The 16,295-nt window shown below is 44.9% G+C and carries 15 protein-coding genes; 5 read left to right on the top strand and 10 right to left on the bottom strand.

All coding sequences use genetic code 11. The features are described 5' to 3' along the window. Positions 1-255 precede the first annotated feature (255 nt). From manA to A0126_RS17645, 6 genes are all read right to left on the bottom strand, one after another. The gene (gene manA, locus A0126_RS17670) at positions 256-1,194 is read right to left on the bottom strand and encodes a mannose-6-phosphate isomerase, class I (protein ID WP_088838487.1); all 939 of its coding nucleotides are present in this window, start codon (positions 1,192-1,194) and stop codon (positions 256-258) included. A 16-nt stretch (positions 1,195-1,210) separates the two neighbouring features. Next, positions 1,211-2,359, bottom strand: coding sequence for a glycerate kinase family protein (locus tag A0126_RS17665; RefSeq protein ID WP_088837081.1), 1,149 nt, complete (start codon positions 2,357-2,359; stop codon positions 1,211-1,213). A 58-nt stretch (positions 2,360-2,417) separates the two neighbouring features. Continuing rightward, positions 2,418-5,036 (bottom strand): mannosylglycerate hydrolase, encoded by a 2,619-nt coding sequence (gene mngB, locus A0126_RS17660; protein ID WP_088837080.1) that lies wholly within the window; start codon positions 5,034-5,036, stop codon positions 2,418-2,420. A 15-nt stretch (positions 5,037-5,051) separates the two neighbouring features. After that, complete coding sequence (gene mngA, locus A0126_RS17655; RefSeq protein ID WP_088837079.1) at positions 5,052-6,980, bottom strand: PTS 2-O-a-mannosyl-D-glycerate transporter subunit IIABC; 1,929 nt, start codon at positions 6,978-6,980, stop codon at positions 5,052-5,054. 132 nt (positions 6,981-7,112) lie between these two features. Beyond that, positions 7,113-7,838, bottom strand: a complete 726-nt coding sequence (locus tag A0126_RS17650; protein WP_088837078.1) for a MurR/RpiR family transcriptional regulator — start codon at positions 7,836-7,838, stop codon at positions 7,113-7,115. A gap of 137 nt (positions 7,839-7,975) precedes the next feature. Continuing rightward, positions 7,976-8,827 carry a YitT family protein gene (locus tag A0126_RS17645; RefSeq protein ID WP_088837077.1) on the bottom strand — a complete coding sequence of 284 codons (852 nt, stop codon included), beginning with the start codon at positions 8,825-8,827 and terminating at the stop codon, positions 7,976-7,978. Positions 8,828-9,006: 179 nt separating this feature from the next. Here A0126_RS17645 and A0126_RS17640 point away from each other — a divergent pair, with 179 nt between their 5' ends. Continuing rightward, positions 9,007-9,684 (top strand): GntR family transcriptional regulator, encoded by a 678-nt coding sequence (locus A0126_RS17640; RefSeq protein WP_088837076.1) that lies wholly within the window; start codon positions 9,007-9,009, stop codon positions 9,682-9,684. Between the two features lie 107 nt (positions 9,685-9,791). On the opposite strand, the gene A0126_RS17635 is transcribed toward A0126_RS17640, so the two are convergent. Continuing rightward, positions 9,792-10,220, bottom strand: coding sequence for an OsmC family protein (locus A0126_RS17635; RefSeq protein WP_088837075.1), 429 nt, complete (start codon positions 10,218-10,220; stop codon positions 9,792-9,794). 240 nt (positions 10,221-10,460) lie between these two features. Here A0126_RS17635 and A0126_RS17630 point away from each other — a divergent pair, with 240 nt between their 5' ends. Further along, positions 10,461-11,141 (top strand): Crp/Fnr family transcriptional regulator, encoded by a 681-nt coding sequence (locus A0126_RS17630; RefSeq protein WP_088837074.1) that lies wholly within the window; start codon positions 10,461-10,463, stop codon positions 11,139-11,141. Positions 11,142-11,237: 96 nt separating this feature from the next. On the opposite strand, the gene A0126_RS17625 is transcribed toward A0126_RS17630, so the two are convergent. The 3 genes from A0126_RS17625 to A0126_RS17615 form a co-directional block, all read right to left on the bottom strand. Beyond that, positions 11,238-11,621, bottom strand: coding sequence for an ACT domain-containing protein (locus A0126_RS17625; protein WP_157898478.1), 384 nt, complete (start codon positions 11,619-11,621; stop codon positions 11,238-11,240). 84 nt (positions 11,622-11,705) lie between these two features. Continuing rightward, positions 11,706-12,101 (bottom strand): OsmC family protein, encoded by a 396-nt coding sequence (locus A0126_RS17620; RefSeq protein WP_088838483.1) that lies wholly within the window; start codon positions 12,099-12,101, stop codon positions 11,706-11,708. Between the two features lie 80 nt (positions 12,102-12,181). Beyond that, positions 12,182-12,802 (bottom strand): flavodoxin family protein, encoded by a 621-nt coding sequence (locus tag A0126_RS17615; RefSeq protein WP_088837073.1) that lies wholly within the window; start codon positions 12,800-12,802, stop codon positions 12,182-12,184. 208 nt (positions 12,803-13,010) lie between these two features. On the opposite strand from A0126_RS17615, the gene A0126_RS17610 reads away from it, so the two are divergent. The 3 genes from A0126_RS17610 (at position 13,011) to A0126_RS17600 (ending at position 16,270) form a co-directional block, all read left to right on the top strand. Beyond that, on the top strand, positions 13,011-14,753 hold the full coding sequence (locus A0126_RS17610; protein ID WP_088837072.1) for a methyl-accepting chemotaxis protein: 1,743 nt from the start codon (positions 13,011-13,013) through the stop codon (positions 14,751-14,753). Positions 14,754-14,899: 146 nt separating this feature from the next. Then, on the top strand, positions 14,900-15,643 hold the full coding sequence (locus tag A0126_RS17605) for an alpha/beta hydrolase (RefSeq protein WP_239456888.1): 744 nt from the start codon (positions 14,900-14,902) through the stop codon (positions 15,641-15,643). Positions 15,644-15,835: 192 nt separating this feature from the next. Beyond that, positions 15,836-16,270 carry a MarR family winged helix-turn-helix transcriptional regulator gene (locus A0126_RS17600; RefSeq protein WP_088837071.1) on the top strand — a complete coding sequence of 145 codons (435 nt, stop codon included), beginning with the start codon at positions 15,836-15,838 and terminating at the stop codon, positions 16,268-16,270. Positions 16,271-16,295: the final 25 nt, after the last annotated feature.

Here is a 16,295-nt window from a genome sequence, read left to right as displayed (position 1 = left end):
TCCAATGAAAAATGTATCCAACAAAAACCAGGCTGCCCTTACACGGATAAAATACTGTGTAAGGGCAGCCTGATTAACTTGTTGATTTCTAAAACTCCGACTAGCTGGACTCCGAAATTAAACTCACGTTCATCCTCCCCCTAAGGAGTGGACTTTCTCGTTCACAAATCCTGTAATGTGTGAAACTAACCGACATTAAAGTCTGAATATTCAGTCAATTATTCACGTTATTATCTTGAAAGACTCCAGTTATATTCATCGAACTTCCACATCACTCATGATGAATTCAAACGTTCCCATACAATTGCGGGGAGCTTGTCCCTGCGGAATAATGAAATGATCTCCCGCTTGAACCGGTACATTTTCAATCTCTCCGTGCCCGTTTAAAATTGTGATCGTACGGAAACGTTCAAGTGGCTTAAGGACAAACCCGTCTTTTACTTTGACGTGATATACGTTGAATTCCGGAACTTTAATAAGCGTCGTGATCTCTGCGTTTGTCACTTGCTTCGTCTCTGTTCGTCCGTAAAACGTAACATCGGGTGTTGTAATGACATTAAACGCTTGTTCAAGGTGCAAAACTCTTTTTTCTCCAACATCATCAATACGGTCGAAATCATACAGCCGGTAGGTCGTATCAGAAGATTGTTGTGTCTCGAGAACCACAATGCCTTTTCCAATCGCATGGATCGTTCCGCTCGGTACAAAAATAAAATCGCCCGCTTTGACACGTTGTGTCCGCAACAAGGTACTCCATTCAGCTTGTTCGATTGACTCTCGCAACGCTTCTTTCGTTCGGGCAGTATGACCTAAAATGATTTCCGCATCTTTTTCTGCTTCGATGACATACCAGCATTCCGTTTTTCCGTATGCTTCACCCTCCAGCTCAAAAGCTTGTTCATCACTCGGATGGACCTGAACCGACAGATCTTTTTCTGCATCGAGAATCTTCACTAATAGTGGGAATTCCGCTAATGTGTAGTCGCCGAACAATTCCCGTTCCTCAGACCATAACCGTTCTATTGAGTAGCCGGCATAGTGTCCTGTTTCAATGATGCTCATTCCATTGGGATGACCCGAAATCCCCCAACATTCGCCGATTGGACCGTCAGGAATTTCATAGTTAAAACGTGAGGCGAGCTTTCGTCCCCCCCATATCCGTTCTTGAAATACAGGTGTACATTTTAAAATCATTTTCGGCTTCATCCTTTCATCTCATCGTCATCCATAGTGCATATAGATTGGCCGCCGTGTACTTCAGAGTGTCATATGCTTTTTTAGGCTGCATCATCTCCTCTAGCGCGACCGGTTGTTGTGTAATCGAAAACGCAGCTGTGATCCCTGCTGTCCTTATGTGTTCAATCTGTGCGTCGACACTTCCGCCTAATAAAATAACGGGGATGCCGAACCGGTGTCCGAATTGCCCGATTGCTTGCGGCAATTTCCCTTGAAACGTCTGTCCGTCAATTTTTCCTTCACCTGAAAAAATAAACGCATAGTCCGCTACTTGCGCCATGACCCCTGTTTCCTCCAAAATCAGTTCAGCACCGCGTTTTAATTCAGCCTGTAAGAGCGACGAACAAGCACCTCCTAATCCACCGGCGGCACCTGCTCCTTGAATAGATTGAACATCTATTCCAGTATGTTCCGTAATTACTTTTGCTACATGGATGAGACGGTCATTCAGCTCGACAACATCACGCTCGGATGCCCCTTTTTGGGGACCGTATACATATGCAGCTCCAGTTGGACCGTAGAAAACATTATCGACATCACAAATGATTGTGAATTGACAATCTTCGAGAGCAGGGTGAACCCGTGTCTCATCGATGGACGCCAAAGAAGTAAGTTCTTGCATCTCTGTAATTTCCGTCCCGTCCTGTGCCAGAAATCGGTACCCCAATGCCTGAAGCATGCCGACCCCTGCATCAGTCGTCGCCGAACCGCCGAGTCCTAAGTAAATCCGCCGTGCTCCTGACGACAGGGCATCTGTAATTAATTGTCCGACCCCGAACGATGTCGCAGTTAGCGGATTCCGTTCTTCCTTTTTCAGTTGTGGTAATCCACAAGCAGATGCGACTTCGATCACGGCACGTTTTGTCTTTTTGTTATGACCATATACGGCTTCAGTCGGACGGCCGTTTGCATCATGCACAGTAACTTTCCGTCTCGTTAAATTAAAGGGGCCAGTCAAGGCAGCGACCGTTCCTTCGCCGCCATCTGCCACCTCGATCGATTGTATGGATTGATTCGGATTGATTTGACGAATTCCTTCCATGACCGCCCCGTTTGCCTGAGCTGAACTTAAACTTCCTTTAAAAGAGTCCATTGCGACTAAAATGGTTTGTCGTTCTTGCATTCGTCAGCCCTCCTGTCGTTTTACAGACCTTCAAATCCGACCATGGTCTGACGGTTAATTATCTTTTAATAAGAATTGTTTTTACCTGGTTCGGTGCGACCTCATAAGATTTGTCTTGTACCGCTGACGTGATTTCAACTGGATGTGCTTCGTTTAAATTGACTTCATGGAACGTTCCCGTTTGGTTTGATTTAAATCGAACAGATCGGCTGGTCGTCGTCGGATTGAAGACACGAAGAATGAGTCCTTCCCCTTGCTCTGCTTTTTTCAACGTACTCATGATAATCCCCGTCGATTCGAGTTCGAATAACGAATACGATACCGGCAAATGGAGTCCGGTCGGATTTAAACGCATCGCATCGTGCGGGATTTTATTGTAAGCAACAGTCGGTGATAAGTGACGCTTAGCGCAAACGGCCAGTTCTTCTTCTTTGCGGAGTGAAACGAGACCGAAATCAAAGCTGTATGTTCCGATCATCTGCGAATCCGGTGTCGCTAATTTGATTCCTGACGGACGACCCGGGCGGCGTACGAGCTCTTCTTTTCCGAGTACACCTACGCTACGGAACAGCGTAACTGCAAGCGTTGGTCGAGCTCCTGCAATGACCTCATATTCCCGTGAGCTGTTCGTGATTAAACCGAGTCCGTTCTCTGTCTCATCATCCTTTAGCCCAACATACGATAACATCGGGAAGATACCGTCTGGTCGTTCATTCCATTGTTCCTCTTCCCACACACGGAGCGCATCATCGACGAAGGGGCGGTGTATTACACCAAACTGATTATCTGAAAATGTTTGCCGGGTGTTTACTTCTGCCGGAATCAACAAACGTAAACGGTGGTCCTTCGCGTTGTTCGTAATCGTCACATTAAAGGCAATAACAGGATCGTCATGCTTTAAGACGATTTCAAGCGCGACCGTCATCTCTTTCGTCCGTTTGCCTTGCTTCCGCTCTTCTAAATCTGCCGGTACAGCGAAGCGGTGATCAATTCGGATCATTACCCGATAATTTGTTTGTGTGACTTCGATTGTCGGGCGATCCGTTTCTGTCGTAATACTCACATCATGAAGCAGGGGCGAATAATCATATTCATCTCCATCGTCCCCACTGTCCTCAAGCAGGAAGAGATCGCGGTACGTCCGATTCGACTGTTTATCTGTCACATCAAGTGTACCGTTCGACTGAATTACTACGTGATACAGCGCTGTGTCACATTCCGTTATACCTGTTTCCGCCTGCGGCAACGCGTCCGGAGTCGCACTCTCTTCAACAACGAAAAGTGTTTCATAACTCAAGGCCGGAAGTGTGATATCAAGTTCAATTGTGTAACGATAAAACGGATCATAGTTTCCATAGTGGACGATTTGGCGGTCAATCAGCCCCGGATCGATGACTGCTTTTTTCATCAACTGATAAGGAACAGGCTGCCCTGCTTCCGTTTCCAGACGGATATTTTCAAATTTACTGATGATTTCCGTCGTCGTTGTGGTCGTTTCCTGACTCGCATTCAAATTAAAGAAGGTTAACCGGTCTTCCGTTCGCTCCGTCGCAATCGAATCGACAATCTTTCTTTTATAGAATGAAATCAATTGATCGGTTTTTTCGTTTGCAATGAAAAAACGGTTGTAAATTTCTTGATGGACTTTATCGGAGCAGCAACATCCGATGCTATCATGGGCATGATTTTTCATGATTTCTTTCCAAATCAATTCGACTAGCCCGTGATGGTATTCAATCCCAAGTGAATAGGCAAGGCTCATTAACGGTTCTAATGTATTCGTCAGCTTGTTTTCGATTTGAGTATTCATCGCTTTGATGTCCATCCGTGTCGAATAGATGCTACGGTGAACACGCATATATTTCCCATCTAAAAACTCTCCTGAAATGGTCGGCAGATTAAGTTGTTGCTCCAGTTGATCAAATAAATCTTCGTATCGACTCAAGAAAAACTCGCGTTCCGGATACAGACGATGTAGTTGTTCGATGACTTCCGTAATGTTTTGCTGGAGCGGCATTTGATCATGACCATTCGGTAACAGCAGATGATCTCCGGTCGCACCCTTATCGAGGACAGGCAAATATTTATCCATTCGCTTTCTTAGTGCCGTTTCTTCAGTCGGTAAATATTTACCGATTGCATAGCCGAGCGGCATCAGCTGGACGAGTACATTGGAACCGTCCGCTGAATTCCAGTTGAATTCAGTTTTGTTCGTTCCATGCCGTTCCGACGTTCCTCGCCAGAAAATCGAGCGTTCGATATCGAATCCGTTCAAAATCATCGGCATTTGTGCCGACTGCCCGAACGAATCCGGTAAATAACCAATCTTCATATGGGGACCAAATTCACCTGAATCTTTAATGCCGTACAATAAGTTTCTGACAATCGACTCCCCGCCTACAATCATTTCGTCTGTTTGGGTATACCAAGGTCCAATAATCAATTTTCCTGATTGAACTAGCTGTTTTATCCGTGACCGGTTCTCCGGCTTTACCGCAAGATAATCTTCGAGGATTGATGTTTGTCCATCTAAAACGTAATATGGATAATTTTCATCCGTTTCAAGCCTTTCCATGATTTCTTCTAAATTATTGACTAATAAGATGCGTGATTCTTCGGTCGAGAAGTACCATTCCCGATCCCAGTGCATATGTGGTACGACATGAACATTTTTCATTGTTTCCAGCTCCCTTTAAGCAACATTTTTCAGTGCATCCTGATGCTTTTTATTTTTATGTTTTCGAGTGAGAAGGAGAAGGACCATCGAAATGAACGCTCCAACCAATGCCGCACCAAGCCATACTGATGCCGCAAGTACGAGGGGTTGTCCCTGAAGTAATGCCAACGAAAAGATACCTGCTCCCGGTACGTTCAGACCGATTCCGAAATAGGCCACAATCGCTCCCGTCACGGCGGATCCTGCGACTAATGAGGGAATGACACGGAGGGGATCATTAATCATGAAAGGAATCGCCCCTTCCGTAATCCCTGCTAAACCGAGTAACCAGGTTTGTTTTCCAATTTCCCGTTCTTCTTTAGTGAACGCCTCTTTGCCTAGGCGGGTTGCACCGGTTACGGCAAACGCTGATACCATCTTGACTGAAGCAAATGTGGCATACGGGATTAAATTTCCGCTCGCCATCGCTCCGATACAAAATGTATACGCCGCTTTATTGATTGGTCCACCGAGATCAAACGAAACCATCGCACCAATGATTGCCCCGAGTAATAAAGCATTAGCCCCCTCTAATCCATCCAGCCAAGAAATCAGTCCTGTATTTAAATACGCTAACGGACGACCGACGACAAATAACATGATTGACCCGACGACAAGTGTTCCGACGACCGGATAAAACCAAAAACTGATAAACCCGGCAAATGTACCCTTCGGTTTAACTTTTTGCTTTAAGAATTTGAGGAAATATCCGGCAAGTAAGCCTCCGAGCATTCCACCTAAGAAGCCACTACCGATTAAGTTGGCTGCGACTCCGGCAGCAAATCCAGGTCCTAGAGCAGGCTTATCAGCAATCGAATACGCCATGTATGCAGCTAAAATCGGAATCATTAACTGACCGAGCAGGGCTCCCCCTAATTGACGCAGTAACCATAACCACGAACCTTCTTCCGCATAGAGCGCCTGTAAATCAAACAGTTGGGAGATGAAGACGGCGACGGCAAGCGTCATCCCTCCGGCAACGATAACCGGAATGATATGCGAGATACCTGTCAGCAATGACGCTTTCACTTCGCTTTTCCAATTCGTCGGCTCCTCATCCGCTTCATCCGCCATCCGGTCAGCATCAGACTTCACATTTTCACTTTTCGTCAAAGCTTTTTCCAGGAGATCCTTTGCACTACGAAGCGGGGCAGCGACTGATGTTTTTATAGACGGAATGCCTTTAAAACGTGCTTCGTCCTTTACCGCGACGTCAACTGCAAAGATGACGGCATCTGCCTGCTGTAAATCTTTGGCTGCATGTCGGTCTTCGATTCCGTTTGCGCCTTGTTTTTCAACCTTCACTTCGATGCCAAGTTCGCGACCGGCCTTAATCAATGCTTCGGCTGCCATGTACGTATGCGCAATCCCTGCCGGACATGCTGTAACTGCCAGTACTAACTTTCCAGACGAAGGAACTTCTGCTGTTGAGTCCGTCTTTTCATCGACAGAGGCGTCTAAGGCTGCCAGTAAGTCTTCTGCTGAACGCGATTGAAGGAGGCGGTTTTTGTAGTCTTCGTTTGAAAGACGGGTTACAAATTCAGCCAATAGTGTCAAATGGGTTGATCCCGCTTCCGCTGAAGGAATCGCCAGCAGGATGACCAGCTCCACCTTGTTTGCCGGATCAATGCTTTCCCAGTCCGTTATCGGTTTTGTCAACGTCGCAATCGCAAATGATGCTTCTCTGACACTATCTGACTTACCATGGGGAATCGCAAGCCCCCCTTCAAATCCTGTCGGTGACAGTCCCTCCCGAGCGATGACTGCTTCATAAAATGCTTCTTCCGATGAAATTTTACCGGCTTCGGCGAGTTCGTGAATTAAAAAGCGAATCGCTTGATCTTTTGAATCAAATGTCTGTTGAACATGTAAAAGTGAGGTTGATGTATTCGCTTGCAACAACATGTTTGTAACCCCTTTCATTTTTACTTTTAATGAATTACCTGTAGTGTATCAACAAAAAAAGAAGAAGCTTGATTCTTCTTCTTCTTTCACATCCTTTTCTTTTGTAAGGGTTTTCATGTGTATAAATACACATCACTTGTGATTTTTCCAATACTGTTCTAACAGATGACGCAACAAGTAAAAAATCGGAGTCGGGTTTGTAATGTTGTGATGTAATAAGCGTTCAGGGGGCGAATAAAAATAGAGGCGGTAATCGGCATAGTTCACGAGGCTGTTATGCGTAAAGTGGGTGATACTGACAATCGGAATGTTTTTCTCTTTTGCCCGCCCTGCCAGTTCAATGACGGCTTCACTCTCGCCAGAAACGGATATCAAAAGAAGTAAGTCCTTCGGTGTCATCGCTTCTAGTTCCGTGATTGTCGTATGACGGTGAAGATAAAACTCACATTTTTTATTAACGACTCGATACCCTTGCACCAAGTATTCGCAATAGGTGACAGAGTCTCCAATACCGTATACGAGTACGCGACGGGCTTGTTCGAGTAAATGATGAACTTGCTCGACATGTACTTCATCGATGAGTTCTTTCGTCTTTTTTAATACGTCACCCGGCACATCTTCTTCATTTGCTTCAAGTTCATGCTTGATTGCATTTTTCATGTGCGAAAAACCGTCATAGCCTAATTTTTTAGCTAACCGGACGATTGTATTCGGGACTGTAAAAGATTCTTCCGCAATCGCCTGAATCGACATGCGTGTTACGTTCGTAAAATGATCGTTGATATATGAAATAATCTGATCGTCTGTATCGTTCAGGTGATATTCATACTTTTGAATCCGTTCCTTAAAAGTCAACATATACCCCACTCCTGCCGCAACGTTTAACCGTTTAATTGTCTACCAATTAAACAGTATACAAAAGCTCGAGTCAAAACAACAGTCACTTCAAGGACAGACCCTTTAACCGGTTTCAGCGAATTCCTTTTAATGAACGTTCACGCACGCTGGAATGCCTTCTCTTCATGACTTCCGTATATTTCCTTGGTCTGCGTAATCGTTAAATAGGCAGTGGAGTCCGTTGCCAACACAAAACGCTTTAATTTCGTGACGTCCGGTGACATCAAATGCACCGTGATTACATGTTGCTTCGCCTTCGAAGAATTCGTATTAACGACATGAACCGTTGCCGGTGCCTTTAATTCCTGTAGAATAAAGGACTGGATATGTTCAAATTGATGACTGATGATGACAACTTCACTATGCTGCTTTAATTTCTGTAGCAAAGTATCGATTAGGACCCCATTGAGAAATACACCAAATACAGCATACATTCCCTTCTCAATTCCAAATAGCATACTGGACACAAGCGCAATGCTTAAATCAAATAAAAGTACAGCTACTCCAATTCGTACACCACTCCATTTATTCAATATCATCGCTAAAATATCTGTTCCGCCGGTCGAAGCATTATGACTAAAAATCAATGCCATCCCGTATGCATTAATCGAAAAACCAAATACTAGCTGGATGAATAAATCATTTCCTACCGGTTGACGGATTGGTGCATACAAATCGAGCATATACACAAACAAAGATAATACCAGACTTGCATAGACTGTTTTAAAACCGAAAGTAAACCCTAAGAAAGCAAAACCGATACAAAAAATAAAAACGTTCAATCCTATCATGAGCACACCTAACGACAAGTTCGGCAGAAATTCGTGGATGATAACGGAAAGCCCTGAAACCCCGCCGGCCGCGACCGAATTTGGTACTAGGATAAAGTGAATATTAAAGGCCACCATCAAAAGCCCGGCATGTAATTGCAGTACATGTTTTTTTTGCATTTTTTTGCTCTCCTTTGTAGTAGAACTAAATTGTAGTACAATTTAGTTCTACTACATAAAACCTGTTTTGTCTATTGCTTTTTTCAGTTATAAAAACCATTCGATTTTTCAGAAAGAATCGACCGGGAAAAATGCTAAAATAAAATAAGAGACAATTCAATGGACGGAGGAACGTTTTCATGAAAACTGTAAAACCCATCGAAACGATTATTATTGAAAAAATTAAACGAGCTATCCTCAATCGGGAATTTGCTCCCGGTATGCAACTTACTGAATCCGTCATCGCCGAGAAACTTGAGACAAGCAGGACGCCCGTCCGGAACGCTTTTAAGAAACTCGAACTTGATGGATACATCGTCTTGAAACCGAATCGCGGAGCTTATGTGATTCAACCGACCGTAAATGACATCATTCAGGCGTTTGAACTCCGGATTGAATTAGAAGGTGTCGCCGTAAAATTTGGTCTCGCGAATGTCGAACAGAAGGATCTTGACTATTTAAAGCAACTCATCGAAAAAGAACTGGACGCCTACACTCATGAAGATTTAACCGAATATACGAGCATCAACAAAAAATTTCATATGCTACTCGCCGAAAAAAGTCAGAACCGGTATGTCATTGAATTTTTAAGTCGGATCATTGATCAAATCGACGTCTATTTAATGATGTACAATGTCATTGATTATAAAAGTAAAAGAAATAACAAGAGCCTTAAGGAGCATCTCGAGATCATCACAGCGATTGAATCCCGTCAGGTTGATCTTGTTACCGATGCCCTGCAACGCCATTTACACCAGACATTAGACTCTATTAAGTCAATAACGGAACCTTACCAGTCGCTTGAAGATATGTTCTAAAAAAAACGCAACGCATCCATTTCCCGACGACTCGGAAGTGAACGCGTTGCGTGTGACAGATTACATATTATATTGATGCTGCAGTTAAGAATAGTTCATTTATTCGTTTACGCTTTTGTCCAGTTTGGCACCATTTCAACATTTGCAGCGACCATAGTCGTGTAGACTGGGCAACGTGAATCCACAATGTGTTGCAATTCTTGTACACGTTCTTCGGATTCACTTGTTAAGACTTTTGCATTGACTGTGATGCGTTCGAAATAGGGACGAACTGATGCATCCCCCATCATACCGCGTGGATCCAGCGTGCCTTCCACTTCAAATTCAATTCCTTGCAGATCGAAGTTGATTTCTTTTGCGACGAAGTTAGCAATCGCATTTTCGCAACCTGTCAAAGCAACAAGCAGTGTTGCAAGTGGATTTGCACCTTCATCTGTTCCGCCCATTTTCGCCGGCTCATCGATGATGACTTTATGACCGTGTGAAACGCCTTCTGTATACATACCTTTTGATACTGCTGTAATTTTTTCAACCATTTGTAATCTCTCCTCATACACTTTTTTGTTGGTTTCTTTACCACACGCATACCGTACCACGCAGTCTTTTCTCTCTCCAAGACGAATGCTTACGCGTGTAAGCCAGCTTACACTTTCGGCGATTACCTGTTCATGTTTGCTGCTGATTCGAAACTATCTGTTTAGAAAATCTATGAAAACCAGTTATAGTGAAAAGACAATCCTCATCTTGATGAAGAGATGACCAAAAGGAGTAATAACATGGATAAACTTAAGCTTTTGTCGCAAATCAGCTTGTTTGAAGAACTTCCGACGAACGAATTGCAACTTATTAATGACGCAAGTGAAATGGTCCAGTTGAAACGGGGCGACGTTATCCTCTCGCCGCATCAACGGCAAGACGCACTATTTTTTCTAAAAGAAGGACAAGTTCGTTTGTATCGGATGAATAAACAAGGCAAGCAATTCACAGTTGATGTTTTAGTTGGTGGCAACACGTTCGGAGAAACGGCAACACTATCGTTGACGGACGACGACATATATGCAGAAGCCATGACAGATACGTGCCTTTGTATCATGCCAACTGATCAGTTCGAAACATTCATCGAAAGTAATCCAAAAATTGCGATGAAATTGATTCAAGTCTTGTCAAATCGACTAAAGGATGTCTACTCCTTCAGTGAGCACCTCGCGCTAAATGATGTGAAATACCGAATCGTTTATTTGTTGCTGAAGCTGAGTGAAAAATCGGGCACGCGACACAAACAGTGGCAATCAATCGATTTGAAACTTACCCACACTGACATCGCACAAATGATCGGTTCCACAAGAGAGACAACGAGCCTCATTCTGAATCAGTTAAAAAAAGAGGAAGTGCTCAAAAAAGAGCTCTACTTCGCGATTGATGCCAATCGTGCAAGTGAGCTTCTCAACCAATTTTAATTTTTTAAGTACGGCCTACTAATTACGCCAACTAAAAACGGTCATTGCCCGAATCTTTTTTCGAGAAATGACCGTTTTTTAGGTTTAAGCACAAGTTCAAACAATCTGATGGCCATCTGCCCGGAACAGTTCAACCGTTCGCTCGAGCGTGACATCTTTTACGAGAATATAGTCCGTATCATATGTGGATAAAGCAAAGATACTGATTTCATGTGCTGCAAGTGGACGAATCAGCTTGGATAAAATACCCGTCAATGCAAAATCAAGTGGACCTTCGACCTTGATTGCCCGAAATCCGGACTCGATTTTTAAGTATGTCTCGTCTGTCGGAATACTGGATGTCTCGCAGACGACCGATAGCTCATCACGTGTTTTCATGATGTTCCAAAATGATCCACTCTGAAAGATCCATTCTGGTAGTGTGGCTTCAACCGCATAGCGAACGACCGATAATTCTTCTGGTAAGACTGTTAAGTTCAATTGTTTATCCCCCTCTTATCTTAGATGTCATAAGAATACCCCCGAATCTTAGCCTTGTACAGGTCTAGATTTCGGAGGTGTTTTTTACGCTTTCGTCCAATTCGCGACAAGTGTGACGTCCGCTGCGACGAGTGTCGTCGAAATCGGACAACGGGCATCGACGATTTTTTGCAATTCCTGGACCCGTTCTTCCGTTTCCGATGTCGTGACCTTCGCATGGACCGTGACCCGCTTGAATTGTGTCCGGACAGACGGGTCACCCATCATGCCGCGCGGGTCAATCGAACCTTCGACTTCAAAGTCGATTCCTTGTAAATCAAACTCAATCTCTTTTGCGACGAAGTTCGCGACCGCATTTTCACAACCGACGAGGGCGACGAGTAGCGTCGCAAGAGGATTCGCGCCTTGATCTCCACCACCCATGCTTTCCGGTTCATCAATCCGGATCGTATGAATCCCTGCCTGACCTTCCGTGTGCATCCCTTTTGAGACTGCTGTCACTTTTTCGATCACAATCAACCGCTCCTTTTAATCGTTTAGTTTTTCAATATGAAAGTAGATTATTCAACGACGTTGCCTTCAGCCGGGATCGGGTGAGCTTGCAGCAGCTTCGCGAAATGCATCAAGTTGTAGGCCATGACTTTCGCATGCCCTTGCGTGAACGCGTTGTTTTTTCCATTTGCTTCAATGAAGGACGGACCCGGTCCCGCTTCGCCAACCCAGTACGTATCGACGTTCGGCGGAATCGTAAAGCCGATATGTGATAATCCGTAAAGGATCGACGCCGATGCATGCTTCGCCCCGTCCTCGTTCCCCGTGACGATGACTCCCCCGACTTTGTTGTAATACATGTATTGCCCTTTCTCATTTGTTAACCCGCTGCCGCCATACAACCGTTCAATGACTTGCGTCGCGATGCTGCTCTTCTCACCGAGCCAAAGTGGTGTCCCGATGACGACGATGTCAGCAGCCTTTACCTTTTCAAAAATTACCGGCCACTCGTCCCCGTCTCCCTCGTCAGTCGTCACGCCATAGGCGACGTTATAATCGACGACGCGAACGATTTCCGACTCGATGTCAAAGTCTTGATAATAAGCAATCACTTCGTTGATTAAGGCTTCCGTATTCGATAATTCATCTGACGATTTTAATGAACAATTTAAAAATAAAGCTTTTGTCATAAGTCTCAACTCCCTTATTGTCTAGCATTCACGTACTTTTTTATAATTCCTTTGTTTTTGATTTGTCAAACCTGACCGTCCTGCATTTTAAACCGTCACAACTTCTCCATTCAAAAAAATTGAACTTTTATTTTAAAACATCGAAAAAATAATTTTCAGACCGATAGTATATATATCACCAACTAGAAATCCACCAGGAGGTCCATCTATGACTGAAGCAAGAACCCATTCCATTCGTACACGTTTGTTACTGATCATCAGCTCCATCCTCATCATTTTTTTCCTCTTTAGTAGTGCCGCCCTTTATTACAACACGAACCAAACAGCGGTTTCGACGCTTAAAAAAACAGCGGAACAAGACGCTCTTCGCATCGCAAAAACATTCGACACGGCTGCCTACGCTGAATTTTTGAGCAATCCGACCGCTTCCGAGAATTATGAAACGCTTCGTGAATCGCTCGATACGTTACGTCAGCAAAACGGTTTACTGTATGCCTATACGGCAACGATCGACCAAAATAAAGTCAATTTGTTGATTGACGGTCTACCGAAAGCAGAAGCCGCAGCCATTAATGACCCGGCGACAGGTGCCGTCGCGCAGGACATGAAACACGTTTTGAACGGTGAGACCCATACGACGGACGTGATTGATGATCCGGAATACGGACAATACGTCAGCGTCTATGTACCGCTGAAAGATGCCTCGAACACAATCATCGGCATATTAGGTGTCGATATCGCTGCAAAAGACGTCGATGCGCTGTCGACAACTTTACTCAAACAAAACCTACCGCTCTTCATCGGTTTATTACTGATTTTACTTGCACTCACCTTAGCTGCCTTGTACTATATGCTCGGACGGAAGCTGAAACCGCTCGAGACGCTCCAAGCCGTCTCGGAAAACATCGCGGCCGGGCAACTTCGGCAGGCGGATACACAACTGACCCAGCTCGAAATCAAATCGCATGATGAGATTTATTCGCTCGCCCACTCGATTAAACAGATGAACGACATGTTACGGACGATGATCACCGACATCTCGCAGACGTCACTTCTCGTCCATGAGACGAGTCAATCGATCGACGACAGTACAACGGAAGTCCTCGACGGTTCAACACAAATCGCACAGACGATGACCGAAATCGCGACCGGGACCGAAAGTCAGACCCACGTCACGTTATCATTGACGGATGAAATGGATGCATTCTCGCGATTAATCGGGGCGACTTCGACGGAAGGTGAACAGGTCCAGATGACGGTAGCTGAGATGCGTGACATGACAGACGCCGGACGTTCCCAAATGGAACGGTCGGTCAGTCGGATGGAAACGATCCATCAACAAGTTTACGCTTCAACAGACCAAATCCAGCACCTGAAACGACAATCGACGGAAGTCCAAGCGCTCGTCACAATCATTCGCGACATCGCCGCGCAGACGAATCTGCTTGCACTGAACGCCGCGATTGAGGCAGCACGTGCCGGAGAACAAGGAAAAGGCTTTGCTGTCGTCGCGTCCGAAGTCAAAAAACTGTCGAACCATGTCGCAAGCAGTGTTAACGAAATCGCGGCAATCGTCCAAAGCGTCCAGGAAAATACGCAGCAGATGGAAAGCACCTTTGCCTTGACGCTGCAGGAAACGGTGTCCGGACAAACGGATATTAAAGAGACGGATGCTTCGTTCCGTCACCTCGCTGAACATGTCACAAGCGTCGCCTCGTCGATGGCACAAATGACCGATCAGATGACACAAGTCACCCGGTCGGAACAAACCATCCGCAGTGCCTTGCACGAAATCGCCACGGTCGCAGAGGGACATACCGCAAGCAATGAGGAAGTCGCAGCCGCTTCTGAACAAATGATTGCGACGATTACGGGCCTGCATACGCTTGTCGAGACCTTGAACACAACATCCCGTCACCTGGAAGATCAAACGAACAAATTTTCCTTATAATGAAAACCGCGCAGAGCCCAAATGGGATACACTTGAAAAAGTGAACCGTTTGGATTTTTCTATTGTTAGACGCCACTCGCCGGTACTGCGCAATCATGATTGGATTACCGTAAAATCAAATCGACACCTAGAAAGTGAGGCATCTTATGGTCATCAAACTATCACCGCTCAAACCCGTCTATTATGAAGGAGGTGAACGCGCCGTTCTCCTCTTACACTCGTTTACAAGTAGTCCGAACGACATGAAACCGCTCGGACGTTATTTGCAGCAAAATCAGTATTCGTGTTACACCCCGGTACTTAGTGGTCATAGTCTGCCGGCAGAAGACCTTCTGACCTATGGACCAGCCGACTGGTGGCAGGATGCACTCGACGCTTATCAACTGTTGCAGGACAAAGGATTTGAAAAAATCGCCGTCGTCGGTATTTCGCTTGGCGGTGTCCTTGCGTTAAAACTGGGACAGGAATTGCAGGTCAACGGTGTTGTAACACTGTCTGTGCCGATGTACAAGAAAGCCGGTTCCTTGCAAAAACGGCTGCTATATTATGCCCGACGCTATAAACAGATTGAAGGGAAAGAGGAGCAGCAAATCGAGTCAGAAATGGAAGCGCTCCGGCATCTCCCCGTTGATTCATTGGTCGATTTTGAACAGCTCGTCAACCAAACACGGGACAACTTGGTGCAAATCGATTCGCCGATTCGCATCCTGTACGGAGAATTAGACACGCCCCTGTACAAAGAAAGTGCCGAGGAGATTTTTAACCGCGTGGCGTCAGATCAAAAATCAATTAAGGGGTTTGCCCAATCAAAACACTTGATGACGTTAGGTCAGGACAGAAACGACATCAATGAAGAGATTCTTACCTTCTTAAACGAGCTGACGTGGTAGAAGACAGGCACGGAAAAGCAAGTTCAAATTGTTTTAAGGCATCCTGTACGCTACAGGATGCCTCTTTTTATATCGTCAGCATGCAGAGAATCAAACTAATTGACGACGTAATCAATAGATGTTATATTTATCTCGAATTAAAGATATTAGAATTACAGATATTCGAATTAAAGATAAATGGAGGTGAACGACATGGAACAGCCGAATCCGAACTTAAAAGCATTGACCGTCATGGTTCGGGCCGTCGATGCGCTTCATGAAGTCATCAAAAAGGATGTAGCCAAGTCTGGCTTGAATCCGACCGATTTTTCCGTACTCGAGTTGCTGTACCATAAAGGAAGGCAACCGATTCAACTGATCGGTAAAAAAGTCTTGATTACGAGCAGCAGCATCACCTATGTCATCAATAAGCTTGAAAAAAAGAATTACGTCGTCCGGCAGGCGTGTCCGACTGATCGGCGCGTGACATTTGCCGAACTGACCACAGAAGGCCGAGAATTAATGGACACGATTTTTCCGGAACATGAGAAAACAATCAATCAGGTGTTCGAAGGAATTGACCCGTCTGACATCGAAGCGTTGATTAACACCGCTAAAAAAGTCGGCTATCAGGCACAAAACCATTAATTTTTTTAATAGATATCTCGAATTC

The sequence above is a fragment of the Exiguobacterium sp. N4-1P genome (assembly GCF_002214325.1).
The sequence above is the reverse complement of the archived record's forward strand: the minus strand, read 5'-3'. Positions and strand labels throughout refer to the sequence as shown.

Bases quoted from the DNA above. Each gene is read 5' to 3' on its own strand.
- manA (WP_088838487.1), bottom strand. From the start codon at position 1,194: ATGATTTTAAAATGTACACCTGTATTTCAAGAACGGATATGGGGGGGA.
- A0126_RS17665 (WP_088837081.1), bottom strand. From the start codon at position 2,359: ATGCAAGAACGACAAACCATTTTAGTCGCAATGGACTCTTTTAAAGGA.
- mngB (WP_088837080.1), bottom strand. From the start codon at position 5,036: ATGAAAAATGTTCATGTCGTACCACATATGCACTGGGATCGGGAATGG.
- mngA (WP_088837079.1), bottom strand. From the start codon at position 6,980: ATGTTGTTGCAAGCGAATACATCAACCTCACTTTTACATGTTCAACAG.
- A0126_RS17650 (WP_088837078.1), bottom strand. From the start codon at position 7,838: ATGTTGACTTTTAAGGAACGGATTCAAAAGTATGAATATCACCTGAAC.
- A0126_RS17645 (WP_088837077.1), bottom strand. From the start codon at position 8,827: ATGCAAAAAAAACATGTACTGCAATTACATGCCGGGCTTTTGATGGTG.
- A0126_RS17640 (WP_088837076.1), top strand. From the start codon at position 9,007: ATGAAAACTGTAAAACCCATCGAAACGATTATTATTGAAAAAATTAAA.
- A0126_RS17635 (WP_088837075.1), bottom strand. From the start codon at position 10,220: ATGGTTGAAAAAATTACAGCAGTATCAAAAGGTATGTATACAGAAGGC.
- A0126_RS17630 (WP_088837074.1), top strand. From the start codon at position 10,461: ATGGATAAACTTAAGCTTTTGTCGCAAATCAGCTTGTTTGAAGAACTT.
- A0126_RS17620 (WP_088838483.1), bottom strand. From the start codon at position 12,101: ATGCACACGGAAGGTCAGGCAGGGATTCATACGATCCGGATTGATGAA.
- A0126_RS17615 (WP_088837073.1), bottom strand. From the start codon at position 12,802: ATGACAAAAGCTTTATTTTTAAATTGTTCATTAAAATCGTCAGATGAA.
- A0126_RS17610 (WP_088837072.1), top strand. From the start codon at position 13,011: ATGACTGAAGCAAGAACCCATTCCATTCGTACACGTTTGTTACTGATC.
- A0126_RS17605 (WP_239456888.1), top strand. From the start codon at position 14,900: ATGGTCATCAAACTATCACCGCTCAAACCCGTCTATTATGAAGGAGGT.
- A0126_RS17600 (WP_088837071.1), top strand. From the start codon at position 15,836: ATGGAACAGCCGAATCCGAACTTAAAAGCATTGACCGTCATGGTTCGG.